The sequence below is a fragment of the Streptomyces sp. NPDC026589 genome (assembly GCF_040638385.1).
Lineage (GTDB): Bacteria > Actinomycetota > Actinomycetes > Streptomycetales > Streptomycetaceae > Streptomyces.
The window spans coordinates 380,315-398,320 of the sequence record NZ_JBEZYG010000001.1 but is presented as its reverse complement, the minus strand read 5'-3'; the positions used below and the strand labels follow the sequence as shown (position 1 = coordinate 398,320).

Below are 18,006 nucleotides of genomic sequence, written 5' to 3'. Positions count from 1 at the left end.
AGCGCCGCCCGAGCGGCGCTGAACCGCGGCCGAGGAACGGCTAACTAGGTAGTTTCTCCGATGCGTAAAGATGTTCGGTGCTGTGACGATCTGGGGGTCTGGCGGGCGCAACGGCGCGACCGCGTCACCCGCATCCGTAGGAGGCAGCGTGAAGTTCGAAGTTCTGGGGCGATTGCGCGTACTGGACGGCGACGAGAGCTCCGCCCCGAGCGCGCGGAAGATCGGCGTCCTGCTGACGGCTCTGCTGATCCGGTCCAACCAGGTCGTCTCCACGCCGCAGTTGATCGCCGAGATCTGGGGTCAGGACCCGCCGCGCCGGGCCACGGCTGCCCTCCATGTCTACGTCTCACAGTTGCGGAAGTTCCTCAAGCGGCCGGGGGAGCCGGAGGTCCTGCTGACCCGGCCCTCGGGATACATACTCCAGATCCCCTGCGGCGACCTGGACGTCAACACCTTCCGCCGGTTGCTCTACCAGGGCCGCAACCAGATCCGCGAGCAGCGCCACGCCGCGGCCGTCTCCTCCCTCCAGGCTGCCTCCGCCCTCGTGCATGACGAGGAACTGCCGGGGAACGGCCCCGTCGTGCGCGGATTCACCACCTGGCTCCAAGAGGTCCGGCTGGAGTGCACGGAGATGCTGGTGGAGTCGAGCCTGGGACTCGGCCGCCACCGCGAACTGGTGAGCGTCCTGCAGAGCCTGGTCAGCGAGCATCCGCTGCACGAGGCGTTCTACCGGCAGCTCATGCTGGCCCTCTACCGCTCGGACCGGCGGGCCGACGCCCTTCAGGCCTACCAGAGCGCCCGCGCGACGCTCGACGCCGAACTCGCCCTGGAGCCCTGCGCCTCGCTCCGCTACCTGCACCGCGCGATCCTCCTCGCCGACGACCGCCTCCAGCTCCGCGTCGCGGTCTGAGAGGTGCCGGGGCCCCGTCGTCCGGGGGGCGCCCATATGCCGGCGCCCTCGGAGAAGGGGTGCCCTGGTGTCGGCGATGTCTACCGCACGAATTCCGATTTCCCGACTGGTCTCTTCGTCGTTTCCGGTGAAATGGCCCTTCCCGACTTTCCTTTGAGGCCGGTTGGTGTCTTGCATGTGACGGACACCGCCGTTTTCCGGGGATCTCCGTTCGAGCCGCACGGAGGCAGGCTATTCGGATCGCTCAGTTCCGTTTCTGTGGAGCGTAAGGAGATGTCGCTCCGATGTCATGCGTGTCGCTCCGCTTCGACATGCGGTGACGTGCGGTGACGTGCGCGTCGTCCGTCGGGCGCGGTGTCTAGAAATGCTCGCCGTACCCACGGGAGATCTTGCCGCTGCGCGATGAGGCCCGTGGGCAACGGTCACTTTGCGCCAATCTCCCGTGACGCAACGTGTGAGAAGCAACTCGCTTGTACAATTCAAAAGTGCCGAACTTCGGTGTGCAATCGCACTCATCGGAAAGGCACAGGTCAGCGTGAGTATAACGAGCCAGGAATCCCGGCTGCCGGCTGAAAGAGTCCGGAGCGTACGACCGCGCGAACTGCGCGAGATCGCGGCACCGCTGAGATCGCCCGACGACCCGGTGCGGACCGTCGAGCTGGTCGGCGACCCGGGAGCCGGGAAGACACATCTGCTCGACGCGCTGCACGACGACGCCACGGAGTGCGGATACCGCGTCTTCCGGGGCTTCGCCGCCGAGGCCGACCACCACGCCCCGCTCCAGGCCCTCACCCGAGCCCTGCCCTACGCCGAGGCGGAGGAGGCCGTCGCCCACCTGCCGCCCCGCCACGCAGCGGTCGTTGACAGCATCTGGGCCTCCTCGGCCACCGGCGACATCGAGGCACTCCGGGCCGTACTGAGCGAGCGCGCTCACTCGGCGCGCCACCTCGTCGCGATCCGCGCCCTCTTCCAGCGGCTCGTGGAGGAGCAGCCGACCGCGCTGGTCCTGGACGACTTCCACTGGGCGGACGTCGAGACCGCCGCCGTCGTGGACCACCTGGTGCGCTACCCGATCCCCGGTCCCTTCGTGCTCGTCCTGGCCCACCGCAACCGCCAGGCCACCGAATGGCTGCGTGGCACCTGGCTGCGCAGCACCCTCTTCCACGGCGTGCAGCTCGGCACCGTCGAGCGGATCGAGCTGCTCCCGCTCACTGCGGAGCAGTCGGCCCAACTGCTCTCCCTGCCCCAGGAGTCCGACCGGGCCCGCAGACTGCACCGTGAGAGCCGCGGCATACCGGAGTACCTCCTCGCGCTGGACGACCCCCGCCGCCGCGGCTACCTGCTGGAACTGGTGCACGGGGAGATCCAACCGCTCACCCCGGACGAGTTCACCGTGGCCGAGAGCGCCGCCGTGCTCGGCGACCGGTTCGATGTGGAGGCGCTCGCCGCCGTCAGCCGGATCAGCGTCCAGCGGGCCTGCGCCGCCGCGACCGGCCTGCTCCAGCGCGACCTGATGCGCCGCTCCGAGTCCCTGGCCGTACTGGAGTTCCGCCACCCGCTCATCAGCGAGGCCGTCTACGCGGGCGCGGACCCCTGCCGACGCCGCAGCGCCCACCGGCTGGCCCTCGACCACCAGGCCAAGCTGGGCGTCTCGATGGCGGCCCGCGCCCGGCACGTCGCCGGGTGTCGGCAGACCCGCGGCGAGGACGACGTCACCGTCCTGCTGCGCGGCGCCGAGGAGGTGCTGCGCGAGCGGCCGCACACCGCCATCGACTGGGTCCAGGTCGCGCTCAACGCCACCACCGACCCGGCCCGCCGCGCCGAGGCGCTGCTGCTGTCCGCCCGTGCCCTGTGGTCCTGCGGCCGGACCGACGAGGCCGGTGCCGCCCTGCGCGCCGTCCATGAGCCCGGCGCCCGCGCCCCCGAGGATCAGCGGCTGCGCGCCCTCGCCTGGGGCGCCCTGCTCGACGGCCTCTCCGGGCGGACCGGCGCGGCCCTGCTCGCCCGGGACCGGGCCACCGAGACGCCCGTCGGACCACCGGTGCCCTCGTTCGCCCGTCCGGCCATCTGGGCCTGCCTCGTCCAACTCCTCGACGGGCAGCAGCCCCTGGCCGACACCGTCGAACGAGCCGCCCGCGCGGCCCGGTCGAACGGCTGCCCCATGTACCAGGCACTCGCGCTCGGCCTGCGGGCGTACTGCGCCGCCGCCCTCGGCCAGGTCACTGCGGCGCGGGAGGCCCTGGACGCCGTGGAGGAGTGCGCCCCGCAGATGCACACCGACTGGGCGCTGGGCGACGAGGTCGTCCTGCTGACCCTCACAGGCAACGCCGCGCTGGCCCTCGGGCAGTTCTCCGCCGCCGACGCCCGCTTCAGCCGCGCCGCCGACCTGGCCTGCGAACAGAGCTTCCAGATCCTGCTCCCCGGGCTGCTGTTGGGCCGCGCCTTGGTGCACAACAGTACCGGACGGCTGGAGGCGGCCCAGCGCATCGCCGAGCGCGCCGCCGAGTGCGGCGAGCGGCTGGGCATCCCCGGCATCGAGGCCATGGCCCTGACGGTCGCCGCGAGCTGCGAGATCAGGCGACGGCCCGAGTGGCCGGCGGAGCTCTGGGAGCAGACGCAGAACCGGGTGAGCACGATGCGTCCGGGAACCCTGTGGCACCAGCACGCCGCCGTCCTCGCTCTCGCCGCCGCGCAGGCCGAGCCGGAGGCTGCCCGCGCCGCGACGGAGATGCTGATCGCGGCGGGGGGTGGCAACGAACTCGGCGACATGCCCCTGCGGTTGCGACTGGAGGCGTACGAACTCCTCGCCCGCATCGGTGCGGGCGACCGCCACCCGGCCCTCCAGAGCTGGGCACGCCGGGCCGACCGGGCGGCTCGCACGCTCGACATCCCGTACGCGAAGGCTCTGGCCCACTGCGCCCTCGGCCACCACCACCGGGCTGAGGGCCGCGCGGAGGAGGCCGAGCACCTCTACGCCCTCGCCACCGCCCTGCTCGCTGCCGAGGGGATGTCCCTGCCCACCGAGACGCCGGAAGCGACGGCCCTGTGCCTCTCCGCCCGCCTCGCCACGGAGCAGAACCTCCACCTGGCGGAGGACGCCAGGACCAGACGCCAGGTGGACCTCCTGGTGCTCACGGACCGGGAACGGGAGATCGCGGGCATCGCCGGTACGGGGGTGCGCACCAAGGACATCGCCAAACGGCTGCACGTCAGCCCGCGCACCGTCGACGCCCACCTCAACCGGATCTACCGGAAGCTGCGCGTAACCTCCCGGACCGAGCTGGCCTGGCTGATGGCCGACGCCGTGTGAGGCGGGCGTCCCGTGCGGTGCGGCCGTACGGCTTTAGCGGTGGTACAGAGCCCTGTTAGGGCAGGTCGCGAGGATAGGCGCGACGCCCGCCCGTCGCGGACCCTCATCAGGAGGATGACCATGGCCCCGCCCCCGGACGCGCCTCCCACGCCGAACTCCCGCCTTCCCTCGCTGACGGGGATGCGGTTCATGGCCGCGCTGATGGTCTTCTTCTGCCACGTCTACACCGAGGCGTACCCGGCGGGAGGCAGCCAGGAGCTGTTCCGTCTCGCCGTCGGGCTCGGCTGGCTGGGGGTCGGCTTCTTCTTCGTCCTCAGCGGCTTCGTGCTGACCTGGTCCGCTCGCGAGGACGACACGCCGCCCCGGTTCTGGCGGCGCCGGGTACTCAAGATTTTCCCCAACCACCTGGTCACCTGGGCCGTCTCCCTCGTCATCGTGCTGGCGATCACCGGGACGGTCTCCTGGAAGCAGACCGTGCCGAGCCTCTTCCTCGTCCAGGGCGCGATCCCGGACCTCGATTTCCTGGCGATCAACGTGCCGAGCTGGTCCCTCGGGTGCGAACTCGTCTTCTACCTCTGCTTCCCGTGGGTGCTCCGGCAGATCCGGAGGATCAGGGAGGAGTTGCTGGGGCGGTGGATCGCGGGATTCACCCTGGCCATCGTCGCCGTCCCCGTCTTCGCCGACCTCGTCCTCCCCGACCGGCCCGCCGCCCCGGGGATGAACATGTCGACCTGGCAGAACTGGTTCGTCTATCCGTTCCCGCCCGTGCGGATGCTGGACTTCGTCCTCGGCATGCTGGTCGCCCGCTACGTCCTCGCCGGACGACGCCTGCCGCTGGGCCTCACCGGTGCCACCCTCCTCTTCCTGGGCGGCATCGGCCTCCAGTTCCTCCTCACCCCGTCCGTCTACGGCATGGCCGCCCCCACGGCGCTGCCGGTGGTCCTGCTCATCGCGGCGGCCGCCCGCACCGACGCGCTGGGCATCCCGTCCCTGTGGCGCGGCCGGACCGTGGTGTGGCTGGGCGAGGTCTCCTTCGCCTTTTACATGGTCCACTTCCTCGTCATCCGCTACGGACGCCAGGTACCCGGCGCCGAAGCCCTGGCCTCGGCCGCGGGGGAGGTCTCCCTCGCCCTGGTCTTCCTCGTGGTGTCCCTGCTGCTTGCCTGGCTGCTGCACAGCACCGTCGAGGATCCTGCGATGCGCCGCTGGAGCAGACCGCGCGCGAAGCCCCGCTCCGACGGACGACCGCTGCCCGAACCCCACCTCGGCTGAGCAGGATCTCTCCGCGGTCTGCGGGGCAGCGCGTCCTGCCGCGGGCCCTTCAGCGGTGTGGCGGGCAGTTCCGGGGCGGGCAGCGCGGCGGAGGCGAGGTGGTCGTAGAACTCGGTTCTGCTGTCGGTGCAGGCGACCGCGCGGCGTACAGTCGCGCGCAGTTCCTCGCGCGCAGTCACCTCCCGCCCTTCCCGGTCGGCCTTGTGACGCTCGGAGCCTGTGGGGCGTTTCGCAGCGCTGCCGTCGCCCTTGTTCAGGGGCCGCAGCCCCAACTCGGTCTCCAAGCGGCGTGCTTCGGCCTGCACGCGGACGGCGTCGAAGTCGAGGTCGGGATTCTGGAGCGTGGCCGCGGGGTCGCGGCCGGGGTCGGGGGCGTTGCCGTCCCAGGAGCCCACGAGGTGCGGGTATACGTTGCCCTTCCCGTAGAGGTAGTGGAGGAGGCCGATGGTGCGCCTCTGGTTCTTGTGCTTCTTGGGAGCCATGCCGGTCCGGGGCTCAGATCTGCTGGAGGAGCTGGTCGGTGGGGTCCTGGACGCGCTGGACTGCGCGGTGCGTCGCGGCGAGGACGGCGTCGAGTTCCGCGGGGCGGGCACCGGAGTTCAGCGCCCTGGGGGCCTGGTTGAGGTTGGTGCCGACCCGGCCGAGATGACGGCGGGCGGCGAACAGCTCGGCGACCTGCTCCCGGCGCCCCGGCAACAGCGGCGGAGGTGTTCTCGGCGTCCTCGGTGGCGGGGCCGGCACGTACGAGGCAGGCGGGCAGGGCTCGTACATGCCGTGCGTGCAGCGGCGTGCAGACGGGTGGCCAGATGCTCCCCCCCCCAGGCGTCCCGCCAACGGTGGCCGACCCGCTGCCGTTGCTCGGGGAACAGCGAGGTGATGGCCGTCCCCGCACCCCCTCTTGGTCTGCAGTGACTCGGCAGGCCGGAGGAAGACAACGCCGCCCTGCGTAAGCTCGAGGTGGCGGTGTTCGCGCTCTGCTCCGCGGTCGTCTTCGGTATCGCGCACTGCGTCCTGGCCGCGGCGGGCCGTGCCGTGGCCGTTCCGACCCAGGTACGTCTTCGGCTGGCGGCGGTGGCCCCCCGGGACGGGCACAGGCCGCTTCGTGAAATCCTCACGCGCTTCGGAGTAGGGCTGCTGGGCGGCTCCGCGCTGGGGGTCGCACACGCCTGGACGAACGCGATGTCCCGGGCGTTGGCCGGAACAGTCCCCCACGCGGATCTGATCGGCGCGGCGACGCAGGACACGCTGATCCTGGGACTGATCTTCGGCCTGACGGCCGGCCTGACCTTCGGGCTCGTCGCGGCCTTCGAGGCGCCCGTGGACATCGCGGCCGCGGCCACGCCGATGCGACTGCTGTCCGTCAACCGGGCGACCGCCACCCGGCAGTTCCTCGTGCTCGCCGCCGCTGTCACCGCCGGACTCGCTGTCTGCGGACATGTCGTCGTCGGCCTGCTCCAGCAGGTGCTGCGTTGGACGGTCGTGTGGCCGTTGGACACGGCTCTGCTTCTGGGAGCGGTCGGCGGGCTCGGCGGCTCCGCGACGTACGTGCTCGCACTCACGGCGTGGGGGCAGTGGGTGACGGTGGCCCGGTTCTGGTTACCGCTGACGCGCAAGCTGCCGTGGGACACCGCCGCCTTTCTGGATGACGCCTATCGCCGAGGGGTGCTCCGGCAGGCCGGTGCCGTGTACCAGTTTCGGCACATCCGGTTGCAGCAACACCTCGCTCGCGTCCACGACCGCTCCGGCCGAGTCACCAGCTATCTGAAACCGGACCCGAGGCGTCGCGCATCCGATGAGAGCGCGTCGTCGGAAGGCCGGGGTGTGGGTAGTTGAGGTAGTGGGATTCCCGGTGAGAACGGTCATGGTCGGCCAACGAGGTCGCGCGCGTGGTCAGCACGGGTGTGTCGGGTCCTTGATCGTTGATCAGCAGGGTGTGCCGGCAGGAGAAGAACCGGTTCTTGATCCGACCGGCCGCGTTGTCGGCATCAGCGGGGTTCATGCTGTTCTCGAGGGCGGCCGCGCCGCGGTTGGGCATGATGCCGAGGGCCGCGCGGTTGCCGTCCCGCGTCGGCGGGGGCCGCGATCACGGACCTGAGGTGGCGGCCGGCGGCGCGGAGGTCTCGCTTCTTCGGGGAGGGGTGTTCGGGGCGCGTTCGACGGGCGCGAGAACTGCGCGCGCGTTCTCGAGATGGTGGGCCGGTTCGGGAACCGGCAGAAGCCTGACGTCCGGCCCGGAAAGGGCAGTAGAGATGACGGCCGTGATCAGGTGCCGCTCGCGCAGTGCTGTCACTGCTGTCAGTGGGGTAGGGCACGGTGACATCCATGACTGCGACCGCATCTGAAAGCGTCCGCGATGCCGGGCGGGCCCTTGGCGTACCCGAGCCGGTGACCGAGGCGCTCGTCCGCCTCCTGCGCCCCTGCGTCTACCTCTGCCGCCACGAGGAACTGCCGGAGGAGCTGCGGATGAACGCCGCTCCGGCCGCTCGCACGGGCGGGCCCGCTCATCTGCCGAAGGATGTGGTCGTGCCCGCGTACGTGCCGCACGTGGTGACCGTCGACTGCGCGGCCATACCCACCGACGTCCTCGACATCGACTTTCCCGCCGACGGCCAGGTGGCCATCCTCGCCGAAGTCACGGACCAGGACGAAGGGTTCGTCATCCACCTGCCGGCGGGGACCGAAACTGTCGAACGCCACTCTCGGGAAGCGGAACCGGGCGGCCTGAACACTGACGAATCGTTCCCGCTGTGCGCGGTGCCCGGAACCACCATGCCCGGCGCCCTCCACCGGTCGCACGTGGCGGAAGCGGTCGACTACGCCGAGGGGGGCGCCGAGCGGGCCCGCCTTGTGGACAGCCTGATAGATGAGATGGGGGCGATTCTCGCCGTGCGCTGGGGCTACGGCATTCAGCTCGGCGGCCTCTCTCCTGCCTGGCATGATCCATTGGAGGACCGGGGGAGCGTACTGTTCATGTCCATCCCGGAGAGCGCGGTCTTCGGCGGGGACTGCATCACCCTCGTCTCGGGGTCTCGGGAGCAGATCGCGGAGCGCCGCTACGACGAACTCGAATTCGAGGTCGAGTCCTGACCGGAGACCACGAGCCATCGACCGTGGGACCGCAGTCGCGGGCCGCGACCTCATGATGCGTCCGTCCGTGGCGCTGTCGGCTACCGGATCTCGAGGCAGCGACCGGCGTAGTAGGTCGCGAGTTCGTGGTTGTCGAGGTAGTCGTCGAATCCGACGCGATACGCGAGCGTGAGTTCGACCGGCGAGGGTACGTCGTCGAACGGCCGGCCGGCGCGGATGGCGTCGAGAATGTGCGGCATCGCGTACTGGAACCGCTGGCCGCCGCGGACGTAGTGCGGCAGGCCGTCGATGCTGCGCAGCTCGGCGTCCTCGGCACCCGAGCCGGCGTAGACCGGGCGGGTCGCGTTGTCGTAGCGGAAGATCTCGTCGAGCAGGGGCCTGTGCCGCTCGGGCGCCTTCGGCAGGATCGCCTCGTCCCACCACCGCTGGAAGACCGGCGCGAACCGCGGGTCGGCGTAGAGCTTGTGCAGCGACTCGACGACCAGGCCCGAGTCGGTGAACTCGCGGCCGTGGCCGAGCAACTCGGCGACGGCGGCGTCGGTCGAGTCCTGGAACCAGTCCGACAGGATCAGCAGTACGGCGCTCTGGGTGAGCCCGGCGAGCTCCCGCAGCGGCACCCAGATGTGCCGGAAGTACATGTTCTCGCTCATCATCCGGGCCCAGAACATGAACCGCTGCATCGTCGTGTTCTCCGCGACCGTGACGGTGCGGTTGGCGAGAACGTACTCAAAGTCGTCGCTGTCGCCGCGGACGGTGACGAAGCCGTGCTCCTCGCGGTTCTCCGTGTAGTTCGTATTGGGCAGCAGCAACAGGGGGTATACGGCGATACGGGACACGTGTTCGGACAGTTGGTCGTAGCCCGCCAGGAAGGAGTCGACCGTCTCACCCGGCGCGCCCCAGATCAGTTCCGCGTAGGCGTCGAGCCCCTCCGCCGCGAGCCATGCCGCCAGCTCCTTCCACTGGTTGAGCCGCATGTTGCTTCTGCCCATGTCACGCAACGCCGTGTCGTCCAGTGTCTGCAGCGCCACGGTGAACGAGCTCTGGAACCCCTCGGCCTTCATCCGGCGGATGATGTTGTGGAACGTCTTGGACTTGTTCTTCGCCCATGACGTCTCCAACGACTTCGGGAACCCGTATTTCTCGCGCGTCCTGACGAGATCCTCGACGAACTCCGCGTCCGGTTGTCGCATGCCGAAGTTGGAGTCGCACAGCACCACCGTCGGAATCCGGTGATAGCCGAAGAGGTCGAGCTCCGCGCGCAGCCGCTCGCGGGAGAAGTCGCGCATCCGCTGGCCGACCGCGCCACCCCAATAGCAGAACGAGCACTTGTACGGGCAGCCTCGGTTGGTCTCCATCAGCGCGACGTCGTAGGGGAACCGGCCACGGTGGTCGAGCAGCGGGATGGCCCCCGTGAGGAAGGGTGACGGAATGATGTCCAGGTCGTCGATGCGCGGTGCCTCGGCAGTGGTGTGGATCGTGCCTTCCTCGTCGCGGTAGGAGATTCCCGGCACCTGCGCCAGATCGTGCGGCGACTTCTCCTCGAGAACGGCGAGCAGCAGGTCGCGGAAGGTGAACTCGCCCTCGCCGTTGGCGACGACGTCGACCTCGGGGAAACGCCGGAAGACGCGTTCCGCCTGGTGGGCGACGTGCGTTCCGCCGAAGACGACCCAGCCGTCCGGGCGCACCGACTTGTAGGTCTCGGCGAGCGCGCCGAACTGGTTGAGGTTCCAGCCGAGGACCGAGAACGCCAGCACGTCCGGCACCACACCGGAGAAGATCGTGCGCGCCATCGAGCCGAGCGATTCTCCACCGCGGAAGTTCTGTATCGCCACGTCGAACTCGGGTCCCACCAGGGGATCGGCCCGTGCCGCGGCTGTCAGATAGCCGGCGGCGAGCGGCATCGACTCCTTCGGCATGTCCCAGGCGCCCTGTTGCACGATCAGCGCGCGCCCGCGCTTCTCCCGTGAACGTGATCGTGGTCGTGGAAACGGAAGTGCGGACTGGCTCACTGTTCTGCCCCCATGCGGCCGTGCCGCCAGGTTCCCGCGGGCGACGCGGGTGACGAAGCGGTCCAACGCCGCCGCCCCTGCGAAGACCGCGCATCCATCCGGTAGCTCACCCGGTCGCGTCGTCCATGGCGCGGCGCAGGGAGGCCGGACGCAGATCGGTCCAGTTCTCCTCGACGTAGGCCAGGCACGCCGCCCGTACGTCCGGGCCGTGCACCACGTGCCACCCGGCGGGCACCGGAGCGAACTCCGGCCACAGCGAGTGCTGGTCCTCGTCGTTGCGCAGCACCCAGAACGGTGCGTTGTCGTCGTCGAACGGGTTGGTCGTCTCAGCCATGCCGCCTCCAGGTCGCCGCACGCTACAACGCGCCGTCGGGTGGTCAACACTCCCGCCCTCCAGCACGGCGACCCTGCTCGGGACGCCCCGGCCCGCCCGTGTGGGCGGACCGGGGCGGTGTTCGGTCAGATGCGGTAGCCGAGGCTGCGCAGCTGCTGGCGGATCGCCTCGTCGTCGGCCGTGGCGGTGCCGCTGGTCGCGGCGCCCGAGTCGGTCGGAACGAGGGCGAGTCGCTCTTCACGAAGGTTCTCGTTCACTGGTTCTCCTTTCCTGACTTCGGTGTTCATCCCTGCCCGGTCGGACAAGCTCGGTGCCGCCTTAGGGTGGCGGCATGGATGGCGACATGGATGACCTGGCCTACGACGTGACCGGTACGCCGGCGGTTCGGCTGCGCCAGTGGGAGCGGTGCTGGCCACCGGATGACCCGCATGCCAACTTCAAGGCCGAGGTGGTCGACTACGGGCTCCTCGATCCGCTGGAGACCGTGCGCGGCATGTCCCGGAACCTGGACATCCCGGTCGGCGCGATCGTCCGGTACGTGCTGGCGAAGTGGGCCACCGGCGGCAGTGGCGGCCTGCTCGAACTCGGGCCGGTGATGGTGCCGCGCCTGTGGGAGCCGATCGCGGCCGCGGAGGAGGCCGACTCCGACGAGCAGCGGCTCGCGGCGTACCACCAGCTCCGGCAGATGATCTCCTGGCTGAAGGTACCGCTGGACGACCCCACGGTGTACCCGGCTCAGTAGTCGGCCCAGTGACCGGCCGGCTCTCAGTGCTCACGGCGCACCACCCCGGTCACGCAGCCGATCCCGCCGGCCGCCCACAGATACTCGCCGACGTCGATCTCGTCGACCGCCACGCCCGCCCGCTCCAGCGTCCGGCGGATCCCCGGGCAGCCCGCGGGCATCAGCACCCGCCCCGGCGCGAGCACCAGCAGGTTCATCCCACGCCCCACCAGCAGTTCCTCGTCCGGCGGCAGCGCGATCACCCGATAGCCGTACTCCGCGAGCAGCGCCGCCAGCTGCGGTGGGGTCGCGGCCCGGTGGACGACGGCGGTGGACGGGTCGAGGAACACCACCGTCCCCAGCAGGTGCTGTACGCCCGGCGCCAGCGGCACCGTCACCACCCGCGCTCCCAGTCCCGCGACCGCCGAGGCGACCTCGGCCGCGCCGGCGTCGTTCGTGCGGAATCCGGTACCGACGATCACCGTCGACGGGTCGATCCACAGCGCGTCGGCGCCCTCGAACACGGCGGTGCCCGACACCGTGCGCAGGATCGGGAACCCCGCCCCGGCCAGCGCGAGCGCGGCATGCCGTTCCTCACCGGCCCGCTGCGCCGACGCCATCCGTGCCACCACCGCGCCGGCCGGGGTCATCCAGAACAGGTCCCGCGCGAACACCACGTTCGGCGTCGCCTCGGGGGAGGCCAGGTGTACCTCGACCCCGTGGCCCCGCAGGCGGTCCGCCAGCGCGTCGCACTGCGCCCGCATCGCCGGCAGATCCACCGGCCCGAGCATGAGCGAGGCCCCCGGGCGTCGCACCGCGGCGATGCTGTCCGGCGGGCGGACCAGCAGCACCGACCGCAGCGCGGCCGTCTCCGACCGGTACCCGCACGGCGCCCACACGCTCCCGGCCGCGACGTCGTCCACGTGGGACGCCACGCGGGGGGCCCACCCCGGGCCGCCGTGGGTGCTCAGCTCAGATCCAGTGGTCGTCACGGGCATGACCAAGCCTCTCCGCCATCGCGAGCACGTCGGTACTCAGTGCCGACCGGACTTCCTCTTCCCGCGCCCGCCATCTGCCGGGGCGTGGTGCGGCGGTGGACACGGTGGCGGCGATGCCGTCGGTCGCGGCCCGCTTCAGCGGCCCGTCGAACGGGATCCCCAGCCAGTCGGTGATCCGCTCGACGGTGTCCGCGCGGCTGTGCGGACCGCTGATCAGGTCCTCGAATCGCACCGTGTGATCCGCCCCGTGCGCGAGGACCGCACGGTGACTCGACACCCACTGGTGGGCGCAGACCCGGGGCAGGGCGGCGGCGGTGTACGCGTACCAGCCGGGTGGCAGGTCGAACTTCCACCAGTGCCGGTCGGCCGGCCGCACATCGGCGTATCCGGCGATGCGCAGGGGTTCGTCCAGCCGGTACGCGTGGAACCCGTGGTGCAGCCACCCGTCGATCAGGCCGTTGATCGACGCGGCCGGGTTCCTGGTCAGGTGCAGGACCCGTAGGCGTGCGTTGGGGAAGACGGCCCGCAGGAAGCCGAGCCGGTAGGCGTTGCCCGGCGTCTTGATCACCAGGGGCTTCGTGGCGAGATCGTGTTCGTCCGCCGGCCGCCACGGACGGGGGAGGACGAAGGGCGGCTCTTCGAGCAGCACGTCACCGGGCGGCCCGACCGGTCGTGGTCCCGGTGACCGCCCGGGAAGGTCGTAGTACCACGGGTTCACACCGGCGCTGGCGATCAACGCCCGTGCGAACCGGGGGAGATCACGGTCCAGTACCTTCTCGGCGGTCCGCACCAGGTCGACGGGATCGAGGTCCCGCCCCGGCCACTGCACGACCAGCCGCCACGCCGCGTCCACCGCCAGGTTCTCCACGTCGGTCCCGGGAGAGCCCGCGTCCAGTGCCAGTTCCGCCTCGAACAACGCCCGGGACCGTGGCGGAAGCCCGTGCCAGTGCGCCGCGTCCAGCGCGTCGGATCCGGTGCCGCTGCGGGGGTGGTCGAGGCCGATCAGCCGCAGCAGCGGATTCAGCTCACCGCGCAGGTGCAGCAGGTGCGGCGAGGTTCGCAGCAGCTCGGCGAGCATGCTCGACCCGCCCCGCGAGCTCGACGCGACGACGACGAGATCGCGCACCTTCGCGCAGAGGTGCTCCACCGGCGTCCCCCGCAGCGGCCGCAGCACCTCCAGCCGGCGCACGACCTCGGCGACCGGGTGCTCCACGGCGCGGCTAGGCATGGTCGGGCTTCCGCACCGAGTACACGCACCACCGCCACCGGTCGCGCACCGAACCATCCGGCAGCACCTCGAACGGGTGTACGTCGCGCACCTCGCGCGGCGCGTCGTAATAGAGGCGGTAGATCTCCTGCCGGCTCGCCGGTGTCGTCTCGTGGGTGTCGATCCACCGGTCGATCGACTCCCACAGGAAGTACTCCTCCATCCGCACATCGGTGAACCCGCCGCCGGTGAGCAACGCCCGGAAGTCCTCCTCACGGAACATCTGGTACAGCAGTGGCTGCTTCTTCTTGAACACGCGGAACATCCAGAACGCGTCCACGTCCGCGTACGGCACGATCTGCCCGACGATGAACTGCCCGCCCGGCCGCAGCACACGGAAGATCTCCGACACCGGCCGCTCCGGCTGAGGCAGCAGATGCAGCACCTCCCGGGTGACCACGAGGTCGAAACTGGCGTCGGGGAACGGCAGGTCGTAGACGGTGCCCTGGTGCACCACGTCCAGCCGGGTGGCGGCGAGCGCGGCCATCTCCGGGGTGAGGTCCAGCCCGACCGTCTCGCCGACCCGGCCGCGGAACGCGCCGCCGACGACACCGCTGCCGCAGCACACGTCCAGCATCCGCGCGTCCGGCGGCACCGCGCACAGCTCCGCGTGCTTGCCGAGCAGGTCCTCGTCGGTGAGCCAGGAGCACGAATCGTGCCAGTCCTTCGAGCGGATCCCGAACTGCCGCTGGTAGACCGCGTAGTCGACCTCGACGGCCCGGGTCCGGGAGCGGGCCGTCCGCCCGGCCAGCCGCGCGGCGAGCCGCGCCCGACTCGCGTCGACGGCCCGTTCGGCGATGCGGCGGGCCAGCTCCGGGTCGGCCGCCAGCGCCCGCCGTGCCTGCTCGGTGACGACGTCGAACACGCGGGCGCCGGCCTCGTCGTTGCGCAGGGTGCGTTTGGTCTGGCCGTCGAACCGCGCGTCCGGGATCCGGATCGCGATCACCGCGGTCAGCCCCTCCAGGATGTCGACCGCGGTCATCTTGTCCGCGGCCGGGCCGAGGTGTTCGGCCACCACCCCGGCCAGCGCCGCGCGCAGGGCGTCCACGTGCGACCCGCCCAGGTCGGTGCGGATGGTGTTGACGTAAGCGAAGATCTGCTCCGCGTACCCCTCGGTCCACTGGACGGCGGCGTCGATCACGCATCCGTCCCCCGCCCAGGTGATGGTGGTCGGCTCGGCGTGCACCTTCTCGGCGTCGCGGGCGCGGTAGGTGAGCAGGCCCCGCACCCCGGTCATCTCGCACAGCGACTCGTTCCGCCCGGTGCGGTGGTCGATGAGTTCGACCCGAAGGCCCGGGTGCAGATACGCGATGTCGAGCAGCCGGGCGTGCAGCAGATCCGCGTCGAGCACGCAGGAGGAGAAGATCTCCGGGTCCGGGCGGAACCACACCCGGGTGCCGCGGCGGCCGCTGTCGCCGACCCGCTTGAGCGGGGTCTCGACCGAGCCTCGGGCGAACGACTCGCTGTGGTGCGCGCCGTCGCGCCACACGTCCAGCCGCAACCACTGGGACAACGCGTTCACGCAGGCCAGGCCGACTCCGTGCAGCCCGGCCGAGGTCGCGTACGAGGAGTGGTCGAACTTGCCCCCCGAGTGCAGCGTGGTGAGCACGAGCTCACACGCCGGGATCCCGGCCTCCGGGTGCGGGGCGGTGGGGATGCCCCGGCCGTCGTCGGTGACCGAGCAGGAGCCGTCGTCGTGCAGCTCCACCGAGATCGCGCCGCAGTGCCCGGCGGCGGCCTCGTCCACGGCGTTGTCGACCAGTTCGAGCACCAGGTGGTGGGCGCCGTCCGGGCCGGTCGACCCGACGTACATCGACGGGTTGCGGCGCACCGCCTCAAGACCGGAGTAGACGGTGATCGCCTCGGCGTCGTATGCGGTGGTCATGGCGCTCCGTTCCCGGCGAACCGCGGCTCGTCCAGCCCGGTGAGGGCCTGTTCCAGCCGGTCCACGTGCGTCTTCTTCAATGTGCACAGCGTCTCCAGCCAGCTCGCCAGATCGGCCACGCCGTCCATGTGCGCCCGCGCGGCCAGGCCGGGATAGCGTTCGGTGGCCTCCCCGAGGTCGCCGCTGATCGCCGCGGCGAGGTTGCGGCGGGTGTCGCCGAGCGCGCGGCCGGTGCCCGGGTCGTCGCCGCCCAGCAGGTCGCGCAGCAGATCCAGGTGGCCGTGGGCGGCGCAGGCCACGCTCTCGGCGAGCTCGCCGAACACCCGGGCCGCCTCGGTGTGGCCCTCGATCTCGGCGACCTGTGCGAAGTAGGTGTACCGCGCCGCGGTGGCCGCCTCGGCGAGGAACGCGGCCCGCACGCCGTCGGCGGGGGACTGGTCCGGTTGCATGTCAGACCCTCGTTCCCGAGACGACGGCGAACAGCATCCGGTCGGTGATCCGCCCGTCCGCCTCCGCCACCGCGTGCCGTGCGCGGAACGCGGGTGACGCCCTCCTGTAGCGGTCCCGGATGGCCTCCCGCGCGTCCTCGCCGATCGCGCCGTTGTCCGACCACACGTCCACGTCCTCCACCGACACGTACCGCTGCGACCGCACCGGGTCGCACCCCGCGCCGGCGAGCAGGGCCTCGACATCGCCGGGCCGGAAGAAGTGCCGCCGGGCCGGGTTGCGCAGCCGCAGGATCTCGGCGTACTCGTCGCGGTCGTCGTCCCCGTAGGCGCACAGGTGGGTCAGTACGACCCGCCCGCCCGGCCGGGTCACCCGCACCATCTCCCGCACCGCGTCCGGCAGGGTCATGAACTGGATCCCCTGACGGCAGACCACGATGTCGAACGTGCCGTCGTCGAACGGCAGCTCCTCCGCCGGGGCGATCACCAGGTCGTCGAGCACGTCGCGCGCCTGCTCGGCCATCTCCGGCGTGATGTCCACGCCGGCCAGCCGCCGCACCCGCCCGGCGAACAGCCTCGACACCAGTCCGGTGCCGCACGCCACGTCCAGGACCGCGTCGCCCGGCCGGGGCGCGGCCGCGGACAGCATCAGCTCGCCGAGCGCGTCGTCGGTGCACCACGAGCTGGACCGGTCATAGGTGCCCGCCCGGTCGGCGAAGTGCGTGCGAACGCTTCCCGTTTCGTTCATCTGCTCTCTCCTGCCGGAACAAGGGCGCGGTGGGTCTTCGCGCGGCGGCGCAGCCGGCGGACGGTGGCGTCGCGCCGCCAGCGCCGGAAGTGGTTGCGGTCGGTGCGCAGCGACCGCGCCTCCACCGCCATCCGGACCGCGAACCCGCGCAGCGCGACGCCGAGCGGACCAGGAGCCGGTTCGTCCAGCGAGGCCCGGTCGAACGGGTAGCGGAGCGTCTCCATCGCCCGCGCGGTCACGCTCTCGACCTGCCGCCGCTCCCGGTCGGACAGCCCCCGCCGGTGGGCGCCGATCCGGGCCGTGGTGATCGGGTCGCCCGCCGTGCGCCAGGACGCCGACAGCGACGCGGTCACCCGGGCGTTGCCACCGAGGTGGTGCGCCAGCATCGCGGGCTCGAACGCCTCACCGATGAAGTCGCAGATCGCCCGGATCTCCCGGTCGGGCGCGGACACCAGGTCCTCGTACCGCACCAGGTGCACCACTGACGGCCCCCACCGCTCCAGGGCCGCGCGGGCGAGCTCCTGTTCAGCCGTCCACCGCAGCGCCATCCGGTAGGGGTGGCAGTGGCCGAACACGGCCCGCTTCGCCGACGCGGCCACATCGCGGGGATCGCGCACCAGCCAGAGGAACCGCGCGTCCGGGAGTTGGGCGAGCACCTCGTCGACGTGCTCGACCATGAACGTGCTCTTGCACCCCCACCGGGCCGCGCCCTCCGCGACGCGGTACTGGTCGTAGATCGCCGCCACCACCCCGAACAGCGACGGGCCGGCCGCCTCGCTCACCGCGGCCCGGTCGATCACGTGCGGCCACGGGTGGATGTGGTCGCCCAGCAACGACATCGCGTCGCCCACCATCGCGTCGACATCACCGTCGTACGGGATGCCGGACAGGTACCGCATGAAGTGCGGCGGGTGCGGGACCGCGATCCGCGTGTGCGCGTCGAGCACCAGCCGCAGCAGGTTCGACCCGGAGCGTTCGGTCCCGATGATCAGGATCGGGCCGTCCTGAGTGGACACGGG

At 71.2% G+C, this 18,006-nt stretch carries 16 protein-coding genes and 1 pseudogene; 6 read left to right on the top strand and 11 right to left on the bottom strand.

Annotation, left to right across the window (positions count from 1 at the left end; translation table 11 throughout):
* Nucleotides 1-148 precede the first annotated feature (148 nt).
* From AB0F29_RS01665 to AB0F29_RS01655, 3 genes are all read left to right on the top strand, one after another.
* Nucleotides 149-910, top strand: a complete 762-nt coding sequence (locus tag AB0F29_RS01665; protein ID WP_361866647.1) for an AfsR/SARP family transcriptional regulator — start codon at nt 149-151, stop codon at nt 908-910.
* A 535-nt stretch (nt 911-1,445) separates the two neighbouring features.
* Nucleotides 1,446-4,220: an AAA family ATPase gene (locus AB0F29_RS01660; protein WP_361866645.1), complete on the top strand. Its 2,775-nt coding sequence runs from the start codon at nt 1,446-1,448 to the stop codon at nt 4,218-4,220.
* Between the two features lie 120 nt (nt 4,221-4,340).
* Nucleotides 4,341-5,492 (top strand): acyltransferase, encoded by a 1,152-nt coding sequence (locus tag AB0F29_RS01655; protein ID WP_361866644.1) that lies wholly within the window; start codon nt 4,341-4,343, stop codon nt 5,490-5,492.
* A gap of 80 nt (nt 5,493-5,572) precedes the next feature.
* On the opposite strand, the pseudogene AB0F29_RS01650 reads toward AB0F29_RS01655, so the two are convergent.
* Nucleotides 5,573-5,974 (bottom strand): annotated as a pseudogene (locus AB0F29_RS01650) (hypothetical protein); the annotation flags it as partial.
* Between the two features lie 13 nt (nt 5,975-5,987).
* Entirely contained in the window at nt 5,988-6,188 is a 201-nt protein-coding gene (locus tag AB0F29_RS01645; protein ID WP_361866643.1) for a hypothetical protein, read from the bottom strand.
* Nucleotides 6,189-6,449: 261 nt separating this feature from the next.
* Here AB0F29_RS01645 and AB0F29_RS01640 point away from each other — a divergent pair, with 261 nt between their 5' ends.
* Together AB0F29_RS01640 and AB0F29_RS01635 are read left to right on the top strand one after the other, a co-directional pair.
* On the top strand, nt 6,450-7,325 hold the full coding sequence (locus AB0F29_RS01640) for a hypothetical protein (protein WP_361866641.1): 876 nt from the start codon (nt 6,450-6,452) through the stop codon (nt 7,323-7,325).
* Nucleotides 7,326-7,814: 489 nt separating this feature from the next.
* On the top strand, nt 7,815-8,579 hold the full coding sequence (locus tag AB0F29_RS01635) for a hypothetical protein (protein WP_361866640.1): 765 nt from the start codon (nt 7,815-7,817) through the stop codon (nt 8,577-8,579).
* An 80-nt stretch (nt 8,580-8,659) separates the two neighbouring features.
* Here the strand turns inward: AB0F29_RS01635 and AB0F29_RS01630 are convergent, their stop codons facing one another.
* The 3 genes from AB0F29_RS01630 to AB0F29_RS01620 form a co-directional block, all read right to left on the bottom strand.
* Nucleotides 8,660-10,516, bottom strand: coding sequence for a KedN5 family methylcobalamin-dependent radical SAM C-methyltransferase (locus tag AB0F29_RS01630; protein WP_361866639.1), 1,857 nt, complete (start codon nt 10,514-10,516; stop codon nt 8,660-8,662).
* A 178-nt stretch (nt 10,517-10,694) separates the two neighbouring features.
* Complete coding sequence (locus AB0F29_RS01625) at nt 10,695-10,922, bottom strand: MbtH family protein (protein ID WP_361866638.1); 228 nt, start codon at nt 10,920-10,922, stop codon at nt 10,695-10,697.
* Between the two features lie 125 nt (nt 10,923-11,047).
* Nucleotides 11,048-11,179: a hypothetical protein gene (locus AB0F29_RS01620; protein ID WP_257140581.1), complete on the bottom strand. Its 132-nt coding sequence runs from the start codon at nt 11,177-11,179 to the stop codon at nt 11,048-11,050.
* 74 nt (nt 11,180-11,253) lie between these two features.
* On the opposite strand from AB0F29_RS01620, the gene AB0F29_RS01615 reads away from it, so the two are divergent.
* Entirely contained in the window at nt 11,254-11,664 is a 411-nt protein-coding gene (locus AB0F29_RS01615; RefSeq protein ID WP_026290079.1) for a DUF6027 family protein, read from the top strand.
* 23 nt (nt 11,665-11,687) lie between these two features.
* Here AB0F29_RS01615 and AB0F29_RS01610 read toward each other — a convergent pair whose 3' ends face one another.
* The 6 genes from AB0F29_RS01610 to AB0F29_RS01585 are packed head-to-tail and all read right to left on the bottom strand — an operon-like array spanning nt 11,688 to nt 18,003.
* A complete protein-coding gene (locus AB0F29_RS01610; protein ID WP_361866636.1) occupies nt 11,688-12,578 on the bottom strand; it encodes an arginine deiminase family protein in 891 nt (296 codons plus the stop codon).
* A gap of 37 nt (nt 12,579-12,615) precedes the next feature.
* Nucleotides 12,616-13,869, bottom strand: a complete 1,254-nt coding sequence (locus tag AB0F29_RS01605) for a sulfotransferase (protein ID WP_361866635.1) — start codon at nt 13,867-13,869, stop codon at nt 12,616-12,618.
* A complete protein-coding gene (locus AB0F29_RS01600; RefSeq protein WP_361866634.1) occupies nt 13,862-15,793 on the bottom strand; it encodes a methyltransferase domain-containing protein in 1,932 nt (643 codons plus the stop codon). Before AB0F29_RS01600 ends, AB0F29_RS01605 begins: the two co-directional genes overlap by 8 nt.
* The gene (locus tag AB0F29_RS01595) at nt 15,790-16,242 is read right to left on the bottom strand and encodes a rubrerythrin family protein (protein WP_361866633.1); all 453 of its coding nucleotides are present in this window, start codon (nt 16,240-16,242) and stop codon (nt 15,790-15,792) included. The genes AB0F29_RS01600 and AB0F29_RS01595 overlap by 4 nt, the downstream gene beginning before the upstream one ends.
* A 1-nt stretch (nt 16,243) precedes the next feature.
* Complete coding sequence (locus AB0F29_RS01590) at nt 16,244-16,987, bottom strand: methyltransferase domain-containing protein (protein WP_361866632.1); 744 nt, start codon at nt 16,985-16,987, stop codon at nt 16,244-16,246.
* The gene (locus AB0F29_RS01585; protein ID WP_361866630.1) at nt 16,984-18,003 is read right to left on the bottom strand and encodes a sulfotransferase; all 1,020 of its coding nucleotides are present in this window, start codon (nt 18,001-18,003) and stop codon (nt 16,984-16,986) included. The genes AB0F29_RS01590 and AB0F29_RS01585 overlap by 4 nt, the downstream gene beginning before the upstream one ends.
* Nucleotides 18,004-18,006 lie beyond the last annotated feature (3 nt).